The 22,982-nt window shown below is 54.1% G+C and carries 18 protein-coding genes; 15 read left to right on the forward strand and 3 right to left on the reverse strand.

Annotated features, from left to right (window positions below):
- Nucleotides 1-39: 39 nt before the first annotated feature.
- From BM155_RS14865 to BM155_RS17845, 7 genes are all read left to right on the forward strand, one after another.
- Nucleotides 40-696, forward strand: a complete 657-nt coding sequence (locus BM155_RS14865; RefSeq protein ID WP_067155816.1) for a DUF3313 family protein — start codon at nt 40-42, stop codon at nt 694-696.
- Nucleotides 697-785: 89 nt separating this feature from the next.
- A complete protein-coding gene (locus BM155_RS14870) occupies nt 786-1,406 on the forward strand; it encodes a YqiA/YcfP family alpha/beta fold hydrolase (protein WP_074903958.1) in 621 nt (206 codons plus the stop codon).
- A 57-nt stretch (nt 1,407-1,463) separates the two neighbouring features.
- Nucleotides 1,464-3,350 (forward strand): DNA topoisomerase IV subunit B, encoded by a 1,887-nt coding sequence (gene parE, locus BM155_RS14875; RefSeq protein WP_074903960.1) that lies wholly within the window; start codon nt 1,464-1,466, stop codon nt 3,348-3,350.
- Nucleotides 3,351-3,986: 636 nt separating this feature from the next.
- The gene (locus BM155_RS14885; protein ID WP_139223289.1) at nt 3,987-4,295 is read left to right on the forward strand and encodes a winged helix-turn-helix domain-containing protein; all 309 of its coding nucleotides are present in this window, start codon (nt 3,987-3,989) and stop codon (nt 4,293-4,295) included.
- Nucleotides 4,295-4,510, forward strand: coding sequence for a nucleotidyltransferase (locus BM155_RS14890; protein WP_067155806.1), 216 nt, complete (start codon nt 4,295-4,297; stop codon nt 4,508-4,510). The genes BM155_RS14885 and BM155_RS14890 overlap by 1 nt, the downstream gene beginning before the upstream one ends.
- Nucleotides 4,511-4,522: 12 nt before the next feature.
- A complete protein-coding gene (locus tag BM155_RS14895) occupies nt 4,523-4,894 on the forward strand; it encodes a hypothetical protein (RefSeq protein ID WP_139223290.1) in 372 nt (123 codons plus the stop codon).
- 24 nt (nt 4,895-4,918) lie between these two features.
- Nucleotides 4,919-5,191 (forward strand): AHH domain-containing protein, encoded by a 273-nt coding sequence (locus BM155_RS17845; protein ID WP_082817547.1) that lies wholly within the window; start codon nt 4,919-4,921, stop codon nt 5,189-5,191.
- 224 nt (nt 5,192-5,415) lie between these two features.
- Here BM155_RS17845 and BM155_RS14905 read toward each other — a convergent pair whose 3' ends face one another.
- Entirely contained in the window at nt 5,416-6,927 is a 1,512-nt protein-coding gene (locus BM155_RS14905) for a CoA-acylating methylmalonate-semialdehyde dehydrogenase (protein WP_074903962.1), read from the reverse strand.
- Between the two features lie 105 nt (nt 6,928-7,032).
- Entirely contained in the window at nt 7,033-7,629 is a 597-nt protein-coding gene (locus BM155_RS14910; RefSeq protein ID WP_067155794.1) for a GNAT family N-acetyltransferase, read from the reverse strand.
- 497 nt (nt 7,630-8,126) lie between these two features.
- Between BM155_RS14910 and BM155_RS14915 the strand changes: the two genes are divergently transcribed.
- Nucleotides 8,127-9,452: a DEAD/DEAH box helicase gene (locus tag BM155_RS14915; RefSeq protein ID WP_074903999.1), complete on the forward strand. Its 1,326-nt coding sequence runs from the start codon at nt 8,127-8,129 to the stop codon at nt 9,450-9,452.
- Between the two features lie 15 nt (nt 9,453-9,467).
- Here the strand turns inward: BM155_RS14915 and BM155_RS14920 are convergent, their stop codons facing one another.
- Entirely contained in the window at nt 9,468-10,766 is a 1,299-nt protein-coding gene (locus BM155_RS14920; RefSeq protein ID WP_074903964.1) for a M20 family metallopeptidase, read from the reverse strand.
- 493 nt (nt 10,767-11,259) lie between these two features.
- On the opposite strand from BM155_RS14920, the gene BM155_RS14925 reads away from it, so the two are divergent.
- The 7 genes from BM155_RS14925 (at nt 11,260) to BM155_RS14955 (ending at nt 22,832) form a co-directional block, all read left to right on the forward strand.
- On the forward strand, nt 11,260-14,256 hold the full coding sequence (locus BM155_RS14925) for a TonB-dependent receptor (protein ID WP_074903966.1): 2,997 nt from the start codon (nt 11,260-11,262) through the stop codon (nt 14,254-14,256).
- 120 nt (nt 14,257-14,376) lie between these two features.
- Nucleotides 14,377-15,894: a tryptophan halogenase family protein gene (locus BM155_RS14930; RefSeq protein ID WP_074903969.1), complete on the forward strand. Its 1,518-nt coding sequence runs from the start codon at nt 14,377-14,379 to the stop codon at nt 15,892-15,894.
- Nucleotides 15,895-15,913: 19 nt separating this feature from the next.
- Nucleotides 15,914-17,446, forward strand: a complete 1,533-nt coding sequence (locus tag BM155_RS14935) for a tryptophan halogenase family protein (RefSeq protein WP_074903971.1) — start codon at nt 15,914-15,916, stop codon at nt 17,444-17,446.
- Between the two features lie 242 nt (nt 17,447-17,688).
- Nucleotides 17,689-20,202, forward strand: coding sequence for a glycoside hydrolase family 3 protein (locus BM155_RS14940; protein WP_302848371.1), 2,514 nt, complete (start codon nt 17,689-17,691; stop codon nt 20,200-20,202).
- A 1,112-nt stretch (nt 20,203-21,314) separates the two neighbouring features.
- Nucleotides 21,315-21,698 (forward strand): hypothetical protein, encoded by a 384-nt coding sequence (locus tag BM155_RS14945; RefSeq protein WP_074903973.1) that lies wholly within the window; start codon nt 21,315-21,317, stop codon nt 21,696-21,698.
- A 19-nt stretch (nt 21,699-21,717) separates the two neighbouring features.
- Nucleotides 21,718-22,365 (forward strand): hypothetical protein, encoded by a 648-nt coding sequence (locus tag BM155_RS14950; protein ID WP_139223291.1) that lies wholly within the window; start codon nt 21,718-21,720, stop codon nt 22,363-22,365.
- Between the two features lie 155 nt (nt 22,366-22,520).
- Nucleotides 22,521-22,832, forward strand: coding sequence for a beta-barrel domain-containing protein (locus tag BM155_RS14955; protein ID WP_217641550.1), 312 nt, complete (start codon nt 22,521-22,523; stop codon nt 22,830-22,832).
- Nucleotides 22,833-22,982: the final 150 nt, after the last annotated feature.

The following is a 22,982-nucleotide window of genomic DNA, read 5'->3' on the forward strand; positions in this document are numbered from 1 at the left end:
TACAATGGGGCGTCTCCAGGGAAAGTGATGAGGTCGGATATGAGAAGAATTTTCCAGCCACTGGTCTTTATCTCCCTTCTGTTTATTGGCGCCTGCGCCCAGCAGTCTGCACTGGAGGAGCGGGCGCAAAATGCTGATGCGGACGGTTTGCTGCCGCGCGAGAGCGGTCTGGATGAGGTGGCCGCGGTGTTCGCATTGGATTTAAGTGGTGCTGCCGTCTATGTAGAGCCCGTTGAGATCGAATATACAAAACGCTTCAAAACCGGCCCCGGAACCGCCCGTGCGCGCGATTACGAACTGGATGAAGGCGATCGACAGAAACTGAATGAACTGCTGGCGCAGACCTTCAGTGAGAAATTCCTCGCTCCCCGTGGAAGCCGCTTGGTGGACGACCCCGCCGAGGCGGATTACCGGCTGCAACTGCGCCTGGAAAACTTCTCCCTCGCCGCGCCTCTGGACCCCACTGCCACTTGGGTTTGGCGTGTCTACACCGACCAGAGCGCCTACGGTGTATTGGTGGGTAGCCTTTACGATAGCGACGGCAATCCGGTGATGCGCTTTCGCGACCGCCGCGATATCGGCGATAACTTTGTCGCCGGCCCCGGGCGCTTCGAGCGCTTTAACAGCGTGACCTTCTGGGGCGATATGAGAATTGATATGCGCCGCGCATTCGCCAGTTTGGATAAATCCCTCTGAGGAATTTCTCGAAAAAGCGCAGCGGTGTCTTTGGCTCCGTTGCGCTTCAGCCTCTGCTCTGCAGCGCGAGAGCGCTATAATCTCCCCCCATGTCTTACTCAGAACAAGCAAAGCGGCCGCTGCTGATCTATCTGCACGGCTTTCTGTCCTCGCCGCAGTCCTTTAAATGCCGGCTGATGCGCGATTGCCTGATCGCGGACTATCCGCGGATTATCTTCTGTGCGCCGCAGATATCCCCCTATCCCGAAACCGCCAGACAGGCACTGGTGAGCCTGCTGGAAAACTTTCGCAGCGATGACAGCTGTGGGCCGATCGGCCTGGTAGGCAGCTCCTTGGGTGGCTTCTGGGCCACCTACCTTGCGGAACACTACCGGTTGCCGGCGGCACTGGTGAATCCGGCGGTGAACCCCGCGCGGCGCATGCCGGAATACGTCGGGCAAACACTCAGACCTTACGGTGGTGGAACAGAGGAGTATCGCCTTACCCCGGCAGACGTTGATACCATGCATCGCCTGGAAGCCGGGTTGCAGCACCCGCTGCGCGGCCGCTATTGGTTACTGGCTCAGCGCGGCGATGAGACACTGGACTACCGCGAGGCAGTGGACTTCTACCGCGGTCAGCGCCAGACCGTCGAAGATGGCGGAGATCACGGATTCCAGGGCTTCGCGCGCTACTGCAAGCCGATTGTAGAATTTTTATTTAATCCATAAGAGCACCAGCTTCTGTTGGATAAAAACCGCATTTGTTAACGAGCAGTCAATAAATATATGGCCAATTATTCCGCCGAAGATATCGAGGTACTCACGGGGCTGGACCCGGTGCGCAAACGCCCCGGCATGTACACGGATACAGCGCGCCCCAACCACCTGGCGCAGGAAGTGATCGACAACAGTGTCGACGAAGCCCTCGCCGGCCACGCGAAGAAAATCGAAGTGGTACTGCACAAGGACCACTCCCTGTCGGTCAGTGACGACGGTCGGGGAATGCCGGTGGACATACACCCGGAGCAGGGTCGCCCCGGGGTTGAAGTCATCCTCTCTACCCTGCACGCCGGCGGCAAGTTCTCCAATAAGAACTACCAATTCTCCGGCGGTCTGCACGGCGTGGGGGTATCAGTGGTTAACGCCCTCTCCAAAGTGCTGGAAGTCACCATCCAACGGGAGGGAAAAATTCATCGCATCGGCTTCCAAAACGGCGAAAAAGCCTCGGACCTGGAAGTGATCGGAGACTGCCCCAAGCGCACCACAGGGACCAGCGTGCGCTTTCTGCCAGACCCGAAATACTTCGACTCCGCCAAATTTTCCGTGCCGCGCCTGCGCCACCTGCTGCGTGCCAAGGCGGTACTCTGCCCAGGCCTGAGCGTCACCTTTATCAATGAGCAGGACGGCGAATCCGATCAGTGGTATTACGAAGACGGCCTCAAAGACTATCTATCCGACGCCAACCGGGGCTGGGAAGTGCTGCCCGAGGAGCCCTTTATCGGTAGTTTCAGCGCACAGACCGAGGCCGCCGACTGGGCAGTGCAGTGGCTGCCCGAGGGCGGTGAAATTACCGCTGAATCCTATGTGAACCTGATCCCCACCGCCCAGGGCGGTACCCATGTGAACGGTTTGCGCTCGGGCCTGCTGGAAGCCATGCGCGAGTACTGTGAGATCCGCAACCTGGTACCGCGGGGTATTAAACTGGGGCCGGAAGACATATGGAGCCAATGCTCCTACGTGCTCTCCGCCAAACTCGCCGACCCACAGTTTTCCGGCCAGACCAAAGAGCGTTTGTCCTCCCGCGAGGCCACAGCGTTTATTTCCGGTGTGGCCAAGGACGCCTTCAGCCTGTGGCTGAACCAGCACACAGAAGAGGGCGACCGCCTTGCCGAACTCTGTATCAGCAATGCGCAAAAACGTGTGCGCTCGGCGAAAAAAGTTGCGCGCAAAAAAGTCACCCAGGGACCGGCCCTGCCGGGCAAACTGGCAGACTGCTCCAGCGGCGACCCGGCCAGAAGCGAACTCTTTCTGGTGGAAGGCGACTCCGCCGGCGGCTCCGCCAAACAGGCCCGCGACCGAGAATTCCAGGCCATCATGCCCCTGCGCGGAAAAATCCTGAATACCTGGGAAGTGGACTCCACGGAAATTCTCGCCAGCCAGGAAGTGCACGATATCGCCGTGGCTCTGGGGGTGGACCCGGGCAGCGATAACCTGGAAGGCCTGCGCTACAACAAAATCTGCATCCTCGCCGACGCCGACTCCGACGGCCTGCATATCGCCACCCTGCTGTGCGCCCTTTTTCTGCGCCACTTCCGCCCCCTGGTCACCGGCGGCCACGTTTACGTCGCCATGCCGCCGCTGTTCCGCATCGATGTGGGCAAGGACGTCTACTACGCGCTGGATGAAGCGGAAAAACAGGGCATTCTCGATCGTATCAATGCGGAAAACAAAAAAGGCAAAATTCAGGTCACCCGCTTTAAAGGCCTGGGCGAAATGAACCCCCTGCAACTGCGCGAAACAACCATGGACCCGGACACCCGCCGGCTGGTCCAGCTCTATGTGGATGCCGGAGATGACAGCAACCAACTGCTGGATATGCTACTGGCGAAGAAAAGGGCTGGGGATCGCAGGCAGTGGCTGGAGAGTAAGGGGAATTTGGCTGAGGTGAGTTGATTTTTAAATTAACAGTTTGAATAAAAGCCCCAACAACTTCACTTGTTGGGGCTTTTTTGTTGGAATAACGTGGCTGTTTTTGCTTTCGGCTACTAAAAGATAATGAATCTATTTCAGTATTTTGTAAGAATGTTGTCGCTTATTTCAAGCTGCTTACCTGAATCTGGTTAAGCTTTCATTCGGGTTTGACTCGAATTTATGGGCGCACTGCCGGCCAACTGCACCTGATCTTGTGTGAAATTATCGGGCTGGCCTCAGGTTATCGAAGATCACTTCAAACGCTTCCTGCATGCCTATTCAGCACTCACAGTAAAGCCGGTTTGGTTTCTGAGTCTGATGAAAAACTACACCTCCCAGCACGGTTCTATCATGACCGAAAAGCTGTATGAGGCTCGATTTCCCTCTGTCCCACACGAGACAATTGATGATGCGTTTATGGCCAACGATATAAACGAACTGGTAGCCGCGTTTAAGACTTTCTTACGGGAAGGGGGGGAAGAGGGGACTAAAGGTGTACCAAGGTGTGGTTAACATATACCAATAAGTGAATTATATTGGCTGATTATTGGTACAAAGGCGTGAGTCATGCTCATTCTTAGGGGGCTCCTGCGGGCTAAATCACAGGAAAATGCGCTGGTGTACTTAATGTCGCGCGGCGAGGGTTATGCTCGTGCAATTGCCGGTTTTTACGGTATGCCAGTTAACCCCATGCAAAAGCAACTGGCTCGGTTGGAAGAGGATGGCGTGGTCGTCAGCGAGCTAATTGGTCGGGTGCGTAACTACCGCTTAAATCCGCGCTACCCATATATCGAGCCACTTACCGCGTTGTTAAAAGCCGCCGTAGCCGCTTATCCCGTCGAGCTGAAAAACCGCCTCCTAGTGCAGCGCACCCGACCACGTAAGGCGGGTAAGCCGTTAGTGGCTGCGCGAGGCGAGGGCAAATAATGGACTTTAGCAATACCAGCATGACCGATTTGGCGGCCATTATTGTCCGCCACTTGGCAGAGCTCGGCATAGAAGTAGTGCTGGTGGGTGGCCTGGCTGTGGAAATTTACAGCAGCAACCTATACCTCACCAAAGATATTGACTTGGTCAATACCAGCTATGCTCCGGCTAAAATGTTGCACCGCGCAATGGCCGAACTGGGTTATTACAAGTAAGGTCGCGTGTACGTGAATAACACCACCGAAGTGACGGTTGATTTCCCATCCGTGCCTTTATCGGTAGGTGATGAGTTGATTACGCAAACGACCAGGGTGCCCACAGCAAATGGTGACATACCCATCTTAAAAGTAGAGGACGTGGTGAAAGACCGCTTAGCCGCGTATATCCACTGGAAAGATACCCAGTCTCTGGTGCAAGCCGTCGCTGTAATGCTGAAGCACGAGCTAACCCCCAATGTATTTCGGGCCTTTATTGAACGCGAAGGCTCCGGACAAGACTACGCCTTACTGCAATCGCTATTTTCCGCAGGCAGGCAGGGCGAGGTCACCATGACCGCGCTGGAAACCTATTTGGCAGATATTTTGCTACAACAGCCTTAATAAGAGAGATGGCTTCAGGAAGAGATAGCACAGGCGAGAGCCAACTTGCACCTTGCGGGCATTGGCATTCAAGATCCACGAAACGGCATTTACCTGCCTATAACCAAGGCGCACAAGGGACACTGGTCCGCTCCTAAAGCTCCGGCTCACACAGAGATACACAGGTTTAACTACGAGACATGGATTTATACCAAGTTTTCGCGACCATTGCCGACTTTAGCTTTTGAGGCTGTGCTTTTGGTGGTAAAGACCCAGCTTAAGAACGGCGAGCACCCGAAAAAGATCTTAGAGCTGTAGTGGCATAGTGGGTCTGGCCATTTTCAGCGCAAGCTCTAAAACTTCCTTAGACCGGAGTATTGTCAAGCTAATCAAGCTTTGGAGCTAGCGGTAGAACCTCTTTTTCTGGATACCGATATGTAGCGCTGCATTTATTAGGGCGTCTCTGATTAATTCGCGTGAGCGCTGTAGTAGATCCCTGCGTGCATCGTTAACAAGTGAATTAATTATAGATCCCTTGGGTTTTATTTCAGTTGAATCGTCATATTCGGATGCTCCGCCTGTTCAATATCCGAATCAAACCAGCGCGCAGTCACTGTCTTGGTTTCGGTATAGAAGCGCACGGCCTGCTTGCCGTAGGCGTGTTGGTCGCCGTAGAAGGAGGCGCGCCAGCCGGTGAAGCTGAAGAATGGCAGGGGGACGGGTATGGGCACGTTGATGCCCACCTGGCCCACCAGAATTTCGTGCTGGTATTTGCGCGCGGCGGCGCCGCTGGCGGTGAAGATGGCGGTGCCGTTGCCGTAGGGGCAATCGTTGACTAGGCGTATGGCGTCGTCGAGGCTGTCCGCATTGACCAGACAGAGCACCGGGCCGAAGATCTCGTCGGTGTAGATGGACATTTCTGGGGTGACATCGGCAAACAGTGTCGGCCCTACCCAGTTGCCGCTGGGGTAGCCATCGACCTTTACGTCCGAGCCGTCCAGCAGACAGCGGGCTCCTTCCGCCTTGCCTTTGGCGATATAGTCCAGTACCCGTTTGCGCGCTGCGGGTGAAATCAGTGGGCCGAAGTCTGCGTTGGGGTCTTTCCAGTGGCCGGGTTTGGCCTTGGCCATAGCGTCGCGGATGTCGGTGATCCATTGCTGTGCCTCGCCCACCAGTACGGCGACAGAAATGGCCATACAGCGTTGGCCAGCGGCGCCTGCGGAGGCGCCGATTAGGTTGTTGACCACTACCTGTTTGTTGGCGTCCGGCATAATTACCATATGGTTTTTGGCTCCGGCGAAGGCCTGCACTCTTTTCAGATGATCGGTGGCGGTGCGATAGATATGTTGGCCTACAGGGACAGAGCCGACAAAAGAGACAGCCTTGATATCCGGGTGTTTGAGCAGGAAGTCCACCTGCTGGCCGCCGCCGTGCACGACTTGCAATAAGCCCTCGGGGGCGCCGGCTTCTGTAAAAAGTTCCGCCAGTTTACAGGCAGTGACCGGGTCTTGTTCCGAAGGCTTCAGCACGAAGGTATTGCCGCAGGCGATGGCCATGGGGAACATCCACAGTGGAATCATGGCCGGGAAGTTGAACGGGGTGATACCGGCGCAGACTCCCAGGGGCTGGGTGTAGGAGTAGCAGTCGATGGCGGCGGCGACATTCTCTACCGTTTCCCCCATCATCAGCGCGGCGATATTGGCCGCCTGTTCCACCACTTCTATGCCGCGCCAGATATCCCCTTTGGCATCCTCGTAGGTTTTTCCGTTCTCCTCGCAGAGAATTTCCGCCAGTTTTTCCTGGTGCTGTTTGAGCAGCTCCTGGTATCTGAGCATTAAGCGGGCGCGCGTGGGAACCGGGGTTTCTCGCCAGCTGTGGAAGGCGGTTTTGGCTGCCTCTACAGCCCGCTGCAGTTCCGGTTCTGTAGTGCAGGGCACCTGGGTCAGTGTCTCGCCGGTAGCGGGATTGGTTACATCGATCCAGTCGCGGCTTTGGGAAAGGACCGGGCTGCCATGGATATAGAGCGGGAGTTTGGGGGGAATGGTTTTGTCCATGGGGCGCTACCTGATGTCGTCATCGGGGCGGAAGTGCATGGACAGTTTAGGCCTAAGTGCGGGAGGAGAAGGAAAGCGGCGCGCCGCTTTCCCATGTGCCGGACGCTAGCGGGCGTAGGCAGGCTGGCGTTCGGTGTTGTATTGCTTTTCGACCGGTATTTGCTGCAGGTGCAGAGTATAGGTCAGCAGTGTGTAGTCGCGTGGGTCCGCTTTGCATTCGAAGCCCATTTCGCCAGCGAAACGTTTTACGCGCATGTTGTCGGCAGATTCGATGGAGTAAATCCGCTCCAGGCCGTATTCGCGTGCCTTGTCGATCAGGCGTTGTAGCATCAGTCTGCCGAGTCCCAGTCCCTGCCAGTCGTCGCTGACCACTACTGCGCACTCGGCGGCGCGGCCGTCTTCATCCAGTGCATAATGAGATACCGCGATGGCTCTCTCTTTCCCATTTTGGGTAACAATGGCGATAAAAGCCTCGTGCCGTTGATCGTTGTCGGTCAGTAGTTCAATCAATTTGGCACTGGCTTTGCAGCTGCCGCCGATAAAGCGGTCGCGGCGCGTCTCTGGAGACAAGCCCTCGATTAGGTCCTTCTCCAGCTGGCCGTCACTTCTGCATATCGGTCTGATCAGCACTTGGCGCCCATTGCCCAGAGTTACATATTCTCCCGGCTCGCATTTTTCCGACGTATCGTAAGTAGACGCCATCAGTCACTCCTCACCGCAATGCAATTTCAATCCTCGGTCGCGTTTGCAACCGTCAGCAAATACTATGATAGCCACCCTGTGGTCCCAAGGGTTACTGGCGTATCGGTCTAAACAAGTGGTGGACTACAACCACCGGGTATTTGCGAAAATAAAACTATGCGGTCGCTGTGAGTGTGCTATAGTGGCGCGCCAAAGCATTGCGTTATCCGCAGGCCGTCGGGCCTGCCGGCATTTCCCCCGGAATTTTTTTCCACCCCCCTGGAATCCATCTGGTTTATGAGGCGCAAGTGGTGGCTGATGGCGGTCGCCGTGTGCTGGTGTGCAATGTGCGGGGAGAGGTGGTACCTGGTTCACGCGCAGTTCTGCGCTCGGTTTTTCGGTATAACGCTGCGGCGGGCTTCCGCCGGCGATTTGGGAACCCGAATTATTCACAGCGTCCGCAAGTGGGCGTAACGGTTTGCGATTGCGTTGGAACGCAACTCGAGGTTGATTTTTATATGCTATTTGAAGATCTGGGCTTGGTGCGGGAAATTGCCCGCGCTGTCACAGAGAAAGGTTATACGGAGCCGACTCCGATTCAGGCTCAGGCAATTCCCGCGGTGATGGCCGGCGGGGATATTATGGCGGCGGCGCAGACAGGTACCGGCAAGACAGCCGGATTTACTCTGCCGCTGTTGCATCGGTTAAGCCAGGGAGAGCGCGCGCGCAATGGCCGCGTCCGCACCCTGGTGCTCACCCCCACCCGCGAGCTGGCGGCGCAGGTGTTCGACAACGTGCAGGATTACAGCAAATACCTGCCGCTGCGCCATGCAGTGGTTTTCGGCGGGGTGAAAATCAATCCGCAGATCGCGCGCCTGCGCGGTGGCGCTGATATTCTCGTGGCCACTCCGGGCCGCCTGTTGGATCTGCACGGCCAGGGGGCTGTGCATTTTGACAAGCTGGAGGCCCTGGTGCTGGATGAGGCCGATCGCATGTTGGACATGGGCTTTATTCACGACATCAAGCGCATCCTGAAACTTCTGCCCGCCAAGCGTCAGAACCTGCTCTTCTCCGCGACCTTTTCACCGGAAATCCGCAATCTTGCCAAGGGATTGGTGAAAGATCCGCTGGAGATTGACGTCAGCCCGCGCAACACCACCACAGAGACGGTGCAACAGAAGTTGTACCCGGTGGACAAGGGGCGCAAACAGAAGCTGTTGAGCCATTTGATCCGCGAGAACAACTGGTATCAGGCTCTGGTGTTCAGCCGCACCAAGCACGGCGCCAACCGACTGGTGAAACAATTACAGGCGGACGATATCACCGCTGCCGCCATTCACGGCAACAAGAGCCAGAATGCGCGCACTAAGGCGCTGGCGGATTTTAAGAGCGGAAAGGTGCAAATACTGGTGGCCACGGATATCGCTGCCCGCGGTATCGATATCGACCAGCTGCCCCAAGTGGTGAATTTCGATCTGCCCAATGTGCCGGAGGATTATGTGCACCGCATAGGCCGCACCGGTCGCGCCGGTGCCCGCGGCCAGGCGGTATCCCTGGTGAGCGCGGATGAGATCAAACAGCTGCGGGATATCGAGCGGCTGATCAAGATGGCGCTGCCGCGGGAAGAGGTCGCGGGATTTGAACCGAGCCAGCCACTGCCGGAGTCGGGCGGCCCGGCGAAGGGGGGCAGGCGCCGCAGCGGCGGCAAGAGGCCTAGTGATGGCGGTCGCGGCAACGGACAGGGACGGCGCCGCAACGACAGTAGCCAGACTCCGCGCGGTGACGCCCAGCGTCCCCGCCGCCGCCGGCGCCCGGCGCGCAGCAGCGAAAGCGCATCAGGGTAGTGCCGGGACTGGGGCTTATTGCCCGCGGGCGGCGGACAAATAGTTCAGCGTCAGCCGGGTAATGGCCTCAGTACCGGTTTTCAGCGCCGTTTCATCCACGTAAAAACGCGGTGAGTGATTACTCGCTGCGGTGGCGGGGTCTGTGCCCGCGGGCGTTACGCCGAGGAAGTAATAGAAGCCCGGCACTTCCAGGGCAAAGAAGGAGAAGTCTTCGGCCCCGGTGATTTTGGGAATTTCCATAACGTTTTTATCCCCGGCAACCGCTTTCAGCACGGGTACCGCTTGCTCGGTTAATGCGGGATTGTTGACGGTTACCGGATAGCCCTCGAGTATTTCCACTTCGGCTTCGGCGCCGCTGCTCTCCGCAATCCGTTCCGCGGTGGTTTTCAGCTTCTTGAAAATCTGCTGGCGGTTGTCCATATCGAAGTTGCGAATGGTGCCGTTCAGGAAGACGCTGTCCGGGATGATGTTGTTGCGCACACCACCTGCGATTTTGCCGAAGGAGACCACCGCCGGTTCCTTACTGATATCGATCTGACGGCTGACGATGGTCTGGGTGCCCATGACGATCTGCGCTGCTGCGGTGATCGGGTCAACACCACCCCAGGGGCGGGAGCCGTGGGTCTGGCGGCCTTTGACGGTGATGCGGAACTCGTCCGAACTCGCCATCAGGGGACCGGATCTGTAGCCGATCACGCCGCTTGGGAGGGTGGAGGTCACGTGCTGGCCGAAGGCCACTTGCGGCTTGTATTTCTCAAATAGCCCCTCTTTCAGCATCAGCTCGGCGCCACCCTCTTCGCCGTCCGGCGCACCCTCTTCCGCAGGTTGGAAAACAAACAGCACATTGCCATTCAGTTCATCGCGCATAGCAGCCAGGACTTCCGCCGCGCCCATCAGCATGGCCACATGGGTGTCGTGACCGCAGGCATGCATGACACCCACTTGTTCGCCGTTGTACTCGGTTTTTTCCTTTGATGCGAAAGGAATATCCACTTGTTCGGCCACCGGCAGTGCATCCATATCCGCGCGCAGTGCCACTGTGGGACCTGGGTTGCCGCCCTTGAGTAGAGCGACCACGCCGGTGTGCGCTACGCCGGTCTCCACTTCCATGCCGAGGGATCTCAGGTGTTTCTCAATATATTTGGCCGTTTTGAACTCTCGGTTGCCGAGCTCCGGGTACTGGTGGAGGTGGCGGCGCCACTCGATCACCTTGGACTCTGTTTGCTTCAGCAGTTGTTGCGGGTCTGTGGCGGTGGCCGGGTTGCTGCTCAGTAGTGCCGTGCCCAGGGCGAGCGGCAGGAATAGACGTTTCACGGTGGCCTTCCTTATCTATGGGTAATTTGTGACCGGTGTCACGACGCCTCTTATGTACTGGCGCGGAGACACTCGGACAATGTCCATCCGATCATTTTCTTCTCACTGCCGGGTGCAGCGCGGTGTAGAAGCGCGTGCCAGATAGCGAGGGCAGTGATCAGTCAACGGTAGAAATATACGACAAATTGCACAAGATCCAGTGTTTTGTGATTGGTTGCTTACCATCCCAAACGTCTCCTGTATACCCTGCCGAAGAGGGCATTTACTGAGACGTGTTTTTAACTTATTGATTTATAGAGATTTTTTGATTCCCACTGAGCGCTGGGAAAAATGGGATAGCTCATCTTCTCCGCTCCGGCCCAAACTGGGACGACACCTATTGCCGATTCGCCGAGGATTCTCCCGCCTCGATGACTCCGTTGGCGCTAGGCAGTAGCGGCGATCATCTGAGCAGATAAAAAAATAACGACATCACGATGGTGGAGAGAACTCCATGAGCAATCAATTTGGGTTTAGGAAAAAATCCATGGCCGCGGCTATCGCGGCAATGACCATGAGCAGTGTGACAATCGCTCAGAGTCAAGAAACCCCGGCACTGGAAGAAGTGACGGTGCTGGGGGTGCGCGGCGCTCAGGAGAGTGCCGTCAATCTCAAGCGTGACTCCTTGTCCATGGTGGACGGTATTGTCGCTGAAGATATCGGCAAGTTGCCGGACGTGACTGTTGTGGACTCCTTGCAGCGTATATCTGGTGTTCAGATTAAGCGCGATGCGGGCGAGGGGGCGACAGCCAACATCCGCGGCCTGCCACAGGTGATGACCCTGCTAAACGGCGAGCAGTATCTGACTGCCGGTAATCTGGGCGGTGCCCAACCGACCCTTACAGACATCCCCTCCCAGCTGATGGGCGGAGTGAATGTTTACAAATCTGCTGACCTAAGCAATGCCTTGAATGGCATCACCGGCACATTGGACTTGCGCACCCTCCGCCCCATGGGGCTCGACGAGGGTTTTACCAGCACCGTTGCCGCCGAAATGGCCCAGGGCGATTACACTGGCGAGACCGATCCTTCCGTTAATGGGTTGGTGAGCTGGCGCAATGAAACGATGGGCGTTTTATTCTCCGCCAGTAAGAGTGAAGCGAATCTGGGCAACAACTACTCCGGTATTTCCGGTGGCGTCTTCGGCAATAACGATTGGGGCGGCGACGGCAAGAACTTCAACGCGCCCCACGGCTACGACAGCTTCAACCGAGTGGTGGAACGCAACCGCACAGGTATGAATCTGGCCTTTGAGGCGGATCTCGGCAATGGCTTCAATGTTGTCGCGGAGGGCTTCTACACCGAGCTGGAAGAGCACAATCGTGCGGTGGGCCTGAACATTTCCAACCGCTGGCAGACACTGGATTGGCTGACGCCCACTGATTACACGGATACTGGGATTGCCGGTAACAACGGCGAGAGCTGGCTTTCCGTGGATGAGTACGATGTGCACGCCCAGTGGGTCAACTCCTTTACAGTAAACCGTACCAATACGTCCGATTCCAAGAACATTAACCTTGAACTGAATTACGACAACGGCGGCAATTTCCGCGGCGGCCTGCGCGCCATTCACGGCGATGCCAACCGTCTGTCCATGAACGGCCAGGCCCAGGGGGACCTGTCCAACTGGCGCGACGATACGCCCAAGCAACTATTGCCTTTCTATCCCGCCGATATCGCCGCCCTGTACGACGAAGACCGCTATGTGGGCGATGTGGGGGAGAATGGCGGCCGCTTTATCGATCCCAACCCGCTGGGTTACGGGGAGACTCCGGAGCTGCATTACGATATCAGCGGCAGTCATCCGCGCTGGAGTGGTTTCGATAACCCGATTTCCGGCGGTCTGGGGGCAGGCGCCACCATGCGCGATTACATGGCTAACCTGGACAGCTACGCGGTGGCCGCCTTCTCTTCCGAGGGCAATAACGAGTCTGACGCTACCCTGGATGTCTTCTCGGCCAAGGGCAGTTACGACTTTGACCAAGCCGTGGGCGGATTTATTACCAAAGTGGATTTCGGCCTGCGCCGCAGCGACCGGCAGGTAGAAATTGAACAGTTCCACCTTTTCTCCCGCTTCTACGCCGGCAACGGCGCCACAGATCCCGCCGGCTGCGAGGCCCAGTGGAAAGCGATCGATGTGGTGATGGATCAGGACCAGTGTCAGGCGGGCGAACTGGTCAACGGAGAATTCCAAGGGTACACGGTCAACCGCCCCACCAAACTATACGACTACAACAACGTAATTTTTGTGGATGACTATGGCTCAGTCACCTCTGGCCTGCCCGGTGTCTGGGCTATTGACCCCAAAGACTTTGACGATGTGGAAGCCTTCCAGAAACGTGTATTTGGCGATGCCTATCGCGTAATCGTGCCCGGCGAGAGTTACGATGTCGGGCTGGTGGAGAACAGCTTCACTCTGAGTGCGGATTTCGAATATGGCATAGTGACCGGTAATCTGGGCCTGCGCGTGATCGATACCGAGATCAGTGTTCGCCAGAATGTCACTGGCGATATCAAGAATTACGGTGATACCAATATCGATGCCGGTGATGTCTTCTCCAAAAACAGCTACACCGATGTCTTGCCAGCGCTCAATTTGACTGCAGCACCCTATGATGAGTTGTTGCTTCGATTCGCCGCCAGTCAAAACATGATGCCGTTGGACCTGGGGTGGTACGGCGGCGGCCTGGACATTAATACTTCTGACTGCCCCGAGTATGGATACGGCACACGCTGTGTTACCAGTGCCAATGCCGGCGGCAACCCCGAACTGGATCCCTGGCGCTCTACCAATTTTGATGTAGCGGTGGAGTATTACTTCGGTGGCGCCTCCATGGCCAATCTGGCGCTGTTCCATGTGGATATCGACAGCTTCGTGGTCGGCGGTACCGTTGAAATGCGGGAATTCGCCGACTCAGACGGTGTGGTGCGCCGCTCGGTACCCGTAACCGGCCCCGTAGAAGGGGAGGGGGGCAAAGTTCAAGGTGTGGAACTTGGAGCCAAGCTGGCATTTGGGGACTTTACCGACGGCCTGTTAGGCAACTTTGGTATCGACACCAACTACACCTATTCGCCCAGTAGCAGTAACGACGTCGACAAGAAAGGCAATGAGCTGCCCTTCTACGATACCAGTGAACATCAATTCAATTTTGTTGCCTGGTATCAAGATGAAAAACTGCAAGCGCGAATTGCCTACAACTACCGAAGTGATCGGCTGCAGGATGGCAACGTCGGTGGAACTGGCTTCCAGGTGTATCAGGAGGCCACCAACTATGTGGATGCTCAGGTCAGCTACGATGTCACGGACGAGGTCACCGTATTCCTGAACGGCTCTAATATCACCGGAGAAATCGAAAATTACTATATCGATTACGCCGGTGAGGCGGAGCAGTATCACTCCCAGAACGAGTTCGAACCCCGTTATACACTCGGTGTCAGAGCCCGTTTCTAAAAAGGTGTGCCGGCTCTTCGGAGCCGGCTTTTTTTATTAGGAATATTCATTTAGCAAACTTTTGGAAAAATTGTTTCAAAAATTCGTTATAAAAATAAGCGCAATGCGCAAAGCTGTACCATGACAACAGACAAACGAATTAAGTCCCTAGTGATTGTCGGCGGCGGCACCGCCGGTTGGATGGCGGCGGCGAGTCTGCAACGCCACTTTTCCGGAACACCCCTGAAAATCACTTTGGTGGAATCGCCCGATATTGGCACCATTGGTGTCGGCGAGGCCACTACACCCACCTTTCGCCGTTTTTGCCACAGACTGGGATTGCAGGACCTGGACGTAATGCGCGCAATCGGCGCCACCTGCAAACTCGGTATTCAGTTCAACCACTGGAAAAACCAAAACCACAGTTTTTTTCACCCCTTTAGTGTTTTCGGCCAGTCACTGAATCAAGTGGATTTTCTGCATTACTGGCTGCGGGCACGCAAGGCGGGGTTGGACGCACAACTGACAGACTTCTCTCTAGGTGCGGGCTTGGCGCTGGCCGGTAAATTTTCTCCGCCCTCGCCCAACCCACCCTCCACACTCAGTGTCTATGACTGGGCGCTGCACTTGGATGCGGGACGTTTCGCCGCGCTCCTGCGCGAGAAAGCGGTGGCCGGAGGCGTGGAACATGTGCGGGCTACTGTTCATCGAGTTACCAGGGCTGAGAACGGATTTGTTCACAGCCTGTTACTCGACGATGGCCGCGAGCTGGCCGGAGACTTGTTTATCGACTGCTCCGGGTTCCGTGGCCTTTTGATCGAAGATGCGCTGCAAACCGGCTTTGAGGACTGGAGCCACTGGCTGCTGTGCGACGGCGCCTGGGTGGCGCCCAGCGCGCGCGAGACCGCAGCAAAACCCTACACACAGGTAAATGCCCACAGTGCGGGTTGGCAGTGGCATATCCCCTTACAGGAACGCAGTGGTAACGGCCGGGTCTTTTCCAGTCGATATATCGACGCAGAGCAGGTACGGGATGAATTTTCCCAGAGCTTGGGTGAAAGCGCCTTGGATGAACCTCGGCTTATAAGGTTCAAACCGGGTATACGCCGCCGGGCCTGGAATAAAAACGTCATCGCTCTGGGGCTTTCTGCCGGTTTTATCGAACCGCTGGAAAGTACTTCTATCGCACTGATAGAAACGGGGATAGAGCGGTTGAAAACCCTCTTCCCTCAGCGGGATTGTCACCCCGATATCGCTACTGAGTTTAATGAACAGACACGCCTTGAGTATGAGCGGGTGCGGGATTTCGTATTACTGCACTATGCACTAAATGGCCGGGAAGACAGTGATTTTTGGAGAGAATGTCGCGCTATGGCAAAAAATGGCAATTTGCCGGAAAGCCTGCAGCGGAAAATAAACGTATTTTTATCCAGCGGTTATTTGCTGCGCTATCGCTGGGAAATGTTTCAGCCCGCCAGTTGGCTGGCCATATTCGCTGGATTTGACTGCTTGCCGCACAGCTGGAATCTCGCCGCTGATGCGTTGGATCAAACACAACTTTTACAGGGACTGCGGGGCATGCGTGACAGCGTCCGCCAGGCGGTGCGGGAAGCGCCAGCGCATCAGGAATTCATTGCGCGTTATGTGCAGAAAAAATAGCCTGGTTCAGAAATAATCTATGAAAGACAAATTCGATTTAGACGACAGAATTCGCCATATCGTCGTTGTGGGTGGTGGTAGCACCGGCTGGATAGCCGCTGCGGTGCTCGCCCACCAGTTCAAGCCAGATGTATGTAAGGTGACCTTGGTGGAATCGGAGGATATCGGTACCATCGGTGTAGGTGAATCCACGATTCCTCCGTTTATCGGACTGCTGCGTGGTCTCGGTATCGACGAAGCGGATTTTATCCAAAAAACTCAGGCAAGCTTTAAGCTGGGAATTCAGTTCCACGATTGGCTGGAAAAAGGACAGAGTTATTTTCACCCCTTTGGCGTTCTAGGGCAGCGCCTCGGTATTATTGAATTTTATCAGGCCTGGCTGTGGGCACAGTTGAACGGGCACTCTTCCGAGCTGCAGGATCACGCACCCTGTGCTGTTATGGCAAGGGAAGGGCGCTTCTATCTGCCGCAGAAAGCACAGAAAACGCCAATCGGTGGCGCCAGCTATGCACTGCACCTGGATGCCAAGCTGGCGGGACGCTATCTACGCAACTATGCCGAAGCGCGCGGTGTTGAGCGTGTCGAGGGGCGGGTTGTTGAAGTCTTTAGCCATGACAACGGTTTTATCGACAAGGTGCGGTTGACCGATGGACGGGAAATCAGCGGAGATTTCTTTATTGACTGCAGTGGCTTTAGAGCACTGCTGATCGAACAACAGCTGGGTGTAGAGTTCGAGGACTGGAAAGATTTTCTGCCCTGCAACAAAGCCGTTGCCGTGCAGACTGAGAATACCGGAGCCACTACTCCTTATACCCAGGCGAGTGCCGAAAGTGCCGGCTGGCGCTGGCGTATCCCGTTGCAGCACCGCACCGGCAATGGCTATGTATTCGATACCCGCTTTATCAGTGACGATGAAGCGCGCGCGCGCCTGCTGGAAGCTGTGGATGGCAAACCTATCACAGAGCCGGCATTGATCCCCTTTCGTACCGGCATTCGCACAGAGCTGTGGAAGCACAACTGCCTGTCCCTCGGGCTCGCCTCTGGGTTTATTGAGCCATTGGAGAGTACCGCTATCCATTTGGTGACACGGGGTATGGATTTCTTCTTGCGCTTTTTCCCTGGAAAGAGCTGTGATACAGAGCTTGCAGCGGAGTACAACCGCCGCATGCGTCTGGATTACGAAGAGATCCGCGATTTCGTGGTGTTGCACTACTGCCTCACCCGCCGCCGGGATACACCCTTCTGGCGCTGGTGGCAGGAAGAGGCGGAAATCCCGCAGACGCTGCGGGAACGCATCGCGCTGTTCCGCTGCCAAGGGGCGCTGCGCGAAGGCATTGATGAGCTTTTTCACAGTCCCAGTTGGTTTTCTGTTTTCGAAGGCATGGGGGTGCGCCCGCGCCGCTATGATGCCCGCCTGGATAACCTGCCGGCAGCGCAGATTATCCAGCACCAGGAAACCGCGAGAGCGGCCATCGCACAGATGGTCGATACCCTGCCCAGTCACGACGATTTTCTGCGTGAGCACTGCCCGGCAGTTACTATTAACAATTGACGCTCTCTGGAATGGAGTCAGTTGCTTTTCGACCCGTAATGCGGGTCTTTTTTTGCCCCAAAATCGTTCATTCCCCTTCCCACTTTTCGTGCGCACCCCAAAAAAATGTGATCTGGACCATATTGCCTCGCATTTTTAAAGTGGGACGACGTCTTTCTGTACATTGCGTACAAGGGGAACAGATATTGGCGTTTCTAAAGCGTTGTACGAAATCTGTGCAGATAAAAAATAGGAGTTCTGCGGTGATAAAAAAACGAATTCTCCAGGGGGTCATCTCCTGCCTGGTGGCGGCTGGTGGCATTGCCGCTTGTAGTGAAAAAGTTGCACAAGATAAGAACGACAACCCAGTCCGCGTGGGCGCAGATTGGCCGACTCTGCACGGTGGATTGGTCCAGGATGCGGATATGGAAGCCAAGATTGACCGGCTTCTGGAAAAAATGACCCTGGAAGAAAAAGTTGGCCAGCTGATTCAGGCCGAGCTGCGCGCTGTGACACCACAGGATGTGCGGGATTACCACCTGGGCTCAGTTCTCAATGGCGGAGGCTCATTTCCTAACAACAATAAATACGCAACCGTGGATGACTGGGTAGCGCTGGCTGATGCCTTTTACCACGCGTCTATGGACACCTCTGACGGCGGTGTGCCCATTCCCATTATCTGGGGTACGGATGCGGTACACGGCCACAACAATGTTATCGGCGCAACGCTGTTTCCACACAATATTGCGCTAGGCGCTACGCGCAACCCCGACCTGATTCGGAAGGTTGGTGCCGCCACGGCAGCCGAAGTGGCGGCCACAGGCATAGATTGGAGCTTTGCCCCCACCTTGGCGGTAGTCCAGGATGACCGTTGGGGGCGCACTTATGAGTCCTACTCCGAAAACCCCGAAGTGGTAGCGAGCTACGCCGGCCCCATGGTGGAGGGATTGCAAGGCAAAGTTCGTACCGATGAATTTTTTGCCGGGGGACATGTGATTGCCACCGCCAAGCACTTTATTGCCGACGGCGGTACCACCGGCGGTATTGACCGGGGTGACGCACAGTTTGGAGAGGAGGAATTGCTCAAAACACACGCTCCCGGTTACTTCACCGCGATAGAGGCGGGCGTGCAGACGGTGATGGCCTCCTTCAGCAGTTGGCAGGGGGAAAAAATGCACGGTCATAAATACCTGCTTACCGATGTGCTGAAAAATCACCTCGGCTTTGATGGCTTCGTCGTGGGCGATTGGAACGGCCACGCCTTTGTGGAAGGCTGCAGTACCGTCAGTTGTCCGCAAGCAATCAACGCCGGTCTGGATATGTTTATGGCGCCGGACCCCAACTGGAAAACACTTTACGCCAACACCCTGGCCCAGGCGAAAGACGGCACCATCCCGGCATCGCGCCTGAATGACGCCGTGCGGCGTATCCTGCGGGTCAAAATGCGTGCGGGCTTGTTCGAAAAGGGAGCGCCCTCAGAGCGGGCTTTGGCCGGGGACGAATCCGTTATTGGCTCACCGGAACACCGCGCTATCGCCCGCCAAGCGGTGCGTGAATCCCTGGTGCTGCTGAAAAACCGTGACGGTTTACTACCTCTGGCGCGCGACCAGCGTGTCTTGGTGGCCGGTGACGGCGCCGATAATATCGGCAAGCAAGCTGGTGGTTGGAGTATCAGCTGGCAGGGTACCGGAAATCAAAACAGTGATTTCCCCGGTGCGACCTCCATTTACGCAGGTATTGCCGAAGCGGTGGAATCTGTCGGTGGCGAAGCCATACTGAGCGTGGACGGCAGCTTCACACAAAAGCCGGATGTGGCCATAGTGGTATTCGGAGAAGACCCCTACGCGGAAATGCAGGGGGATATCGCCAATTTGGATTACCGGGGTGACGCCGATCTCGCACTGTTGAAAAAACTTCGGAGCCAGAATATTCCCGTAGTTTCCCTGTTTATCACCGGGCGTCCCCTGTGGGTAAATCCGGAAATCAACGCCTCTGATGCCTTTGTTGTAATCTGGCATCCGGGCAGTGAAGGTGCTGGTGTGGCCGATGTCATTTTCCGCAGAGCGGATGGTGAAGTGAATTACGATTTCGCTGGCCGCCTGCCGTTTACCTGGCCGCAAACCGCAAATCCGGAAAACCCCAAGGTTCAGTATGCCTTCGATTTTGGTCTGAACTATAGTACTCAAGACGTCGCGGGATTGCTGCCGGAGGAAAGTGGCCTGAGTGAACCCAGCGGTGAAGAGGAATTACAGCTGTTCGCAGGCCGTGCGCTGGCCCCTTGGAAACTGGAAGCTCTGGATAGCAGTAACCGAAGCAGCACCATCACCGATAGCGTCACTGAATTAAATGGCCTGCGGGTACAGATGGTGGATCGCCATGTACAGGGAGACAGCCGCCGACTGCAGTGGCAAGGAAAGGGCCCGGCCACCGTTGGACTTTTTGCCAATCAGCGCACCGACCTGAGCGGCTACCTGAAAGCCAGTGCCGCACTGCAGTTCGATGTAAAAGTGAACCGGGAACCGAGCGAGGAAGTACTGGTGGGCATGTCCTGCGGCACAGACTGCCGCGCAGAACTGCCGGTAACCGGCCTGTTGCAGGTAACAGAGCCCGGTGAGTGGAAAACCATCTCTATACCTCTGCAATGCCTCGCGGAAAAAGGCACACGTATGGATATGGTGCTTTCACCTTTCTATATGACTACAGCCGGGGAGATGGATGTTTCAGTCAACAGTGTGCGCGTGTCGGCCAATGTAGAGTCCGATATGCACTGTGGTTGAACATATCCTTGAATATATTCGACTTTTTTAAGTTTCTATAGCGTGTGAGAGTGCCCTAAGGAACCTCTGATTAATTCGCGAGAGCACTATGATAGCTTCTGGGGCGCTCAGGTAATAGGACGGAAATTTCGAAAACGCACGAGTACTTCCCAGTAGCTCCGTCGGATACCTCGTGTATCCGACGGTTTCTAAATATATCTATCCTTCACTCCAAGTATTCTGCCCATCTTTTCCGATACGCACATTAAATCAGCGGGTCTCTCTAGGCGTGCGAGCAAGAGGAAAATCCGCTCCTTTTCCCACCACAAAATTTAAGCAGTCAGTAAGGGAATTCGATACACCAAGTGGCTAAGTAAATCAGCCTTCCGGCTGCCAGTTAGCATCGTCGGTCACTCCTTTGATAATGCGGCGGAAAAACCATTAAAACCTTATTCAAAGCGGAGTCTACAGGACGGGCATCTGTAAAAGGAGAGAAATACGGAACATACGGCTTTTCCCTGGGTTGATTCCTTTAACCATAATCGTATTTTTGCATCTATTGTCGATATACCGCTTGATAAATAGAGAAATCGTATTTTTTAACAGTTTAAGGAACCTCTGATTAATTCGCGTGGACACTATGGTAGCTTCCGGGGCGCTCAGGCAATAGGAAGGACATTTCGAAAACGCACGAGTACTTCCCTGTAGCTCCGACGGATACATCCCTGTATCCGACGGTTTCGAAATGCCCGTCCTATCACCTGAGCTTCACATCCACCCGTGAAGAGCCTCTGCCACCAGAAAGTGATTTAATCAGAGGTTCCCTAAGTTAAATTTAAAATGAATTAGATAGCCAGGTTACTGAGATAAAATTCAATACCTACACTTTTTACAGGTGCCGGGTAATAAATGCACAGTATGCTAAGTTGTCTGCTGACACAATATAAGATGAACAATTGGGATAGCCTATAAAGCATGGCTGCATTTGTAACAGAAAAATCTTGTTGTGGAGAAAAGAATTTTCGGTTGCTCAGATATAACAAGTCTTGAAATAAAGACAACTTATTAACTATAATTTTGTATTATATTTAGGTTATTGGTTAATTTAAATTATTTAAATTAGGTATTGATAAATGAAAAAAATCTTATTGTTTTTGTCTGTGATGAGTGCCAATTCTGCCTGCGCTTTTAATATCGATGAGATTGATAAAGAATGTAGCAAAGGTTTGATTGATGAGATGCTTTCTTGCTATCAAAGTTATAATGATGAACTCGATGAATTGATAAAGGAAAAGATAGAAGACGCTAAAGTTAATTATGAAAATCCAAAGCTGGCAATTGATACGCAGCCGCTATGGGAATCTTATATAAATAAATGGTGTTCCGGTCGCAACCGTTTAAGTGGCGGATGGGGACAGCTTGTTTACTATAATTGCATGGTTGATCACAAAATAATGCGTCTCGAACAGCTAAATAAATATTACTGTACTGATAATGGATGTGGGAAGAAAATTTAATATTTAAATGGGTGATGTGATGTCAAAAAATCTGATTTTAGTTCTATCTTTTTTGTTGTCTGTTTCTGGTTTTGTTCGTGCTGAGGATGAAACCATTTGTGATGAGGTATCTCAATATAAGGGTAAAATTACAAATAATTTAGATTCGTATGATGTATTTTCTGATCTTGTTGATGCTGGTGAGATCTATGTTCCGAATGGACAAGAGATGCACCCAAGTGTAGGGCTTAAGCTATTGATTCAAGGTGGTACTTATAGGATGCCAGTAGATATTTCCAGGTGGAAGAAAAAAATTGAAGACCTGGAGGGTATCATGAAAACGATGCGAGTAAAAAAGTTTAAAGCCGATATGAATAATAATGGGGATATGGAAGATGTGGTGCAGGTGGCCTGGAAAGGAGATGAAGTTCTCAAGGGGGTGTGGATAAAAATTAATTATGTGGTGGATGAGTTTAATAACATTAGATCTGATTTTGTTAATGATGGGACTGTTGAATATATTTCAGGAGACGTTATTAGTTACAAGGATATGTTTTATACGATCAACGCTTATGGTTATGGTCGCCCGGCTATAGAGGTAAATGAGCTATCAACAAAGCCAATTCTAAGCGAAAACAAGCCGGATGGTTTCTTTAAAGGATTAACAGTTTGTAAAATTTCCCTCTGAAGGACAGTTATTCTTCTCCATTTCTAGCAGTAAGCAAAATTTTGTGCGGCGAGACGATTTGCTCGCTGCATTAAAGTTTCACTGATTACTTGGAATCATGTTTATAAAATCTAAATAAAACGGTAAGGATATACCACCTATAAGATTCGTAAATCTTGGCAGGATTCGCTGGAGGAAGCCAGACGACCGAAGTCAAGATCGATACTGTTAACTTTACCAAGTACGACGTAATAGATGCGGAACTCATTAACTTGTCTGATGATGCAGTACAGGATGAGAAGCTGGGGTTGATCTACAAGGCGCGATTGCGTTTAAAGCAGGATGGCCTCTCTGTGGAGGACAAGTATGTTCGGCTGTCGTCCGGTATGTCGGTAATGGCAGAAGTGAAAACCGGGCAGAGGCGGATAATTGAATTTTTTCTGTCTCCATTGCTTAGGTATAAGAAAGATAGCCTCAAAGAAAGGTAAAGATGGGAACACAAGTGGAAATCTATAAAAAAGAAGCTTTTAGCCATAAGCTAGGGAGGGTGTTCAAAATTCTGTGTCAGCCAAATAGTCATAGACTGATGTATTTCTCCAAGCGTTCCGGGAAGTGGATCGCCAGCTGTGACAGCGTCA

It is taken from the genome of Microbulbifer thermotolerans (assembly GCF_900112305.1).
GTDB lineage: Bacteria > Pseudomonadota > Gammaproteobacteria > Pseudomonadales > Cellvibrionaceae > Microbulbifer > Microbulbifer thermotolerans.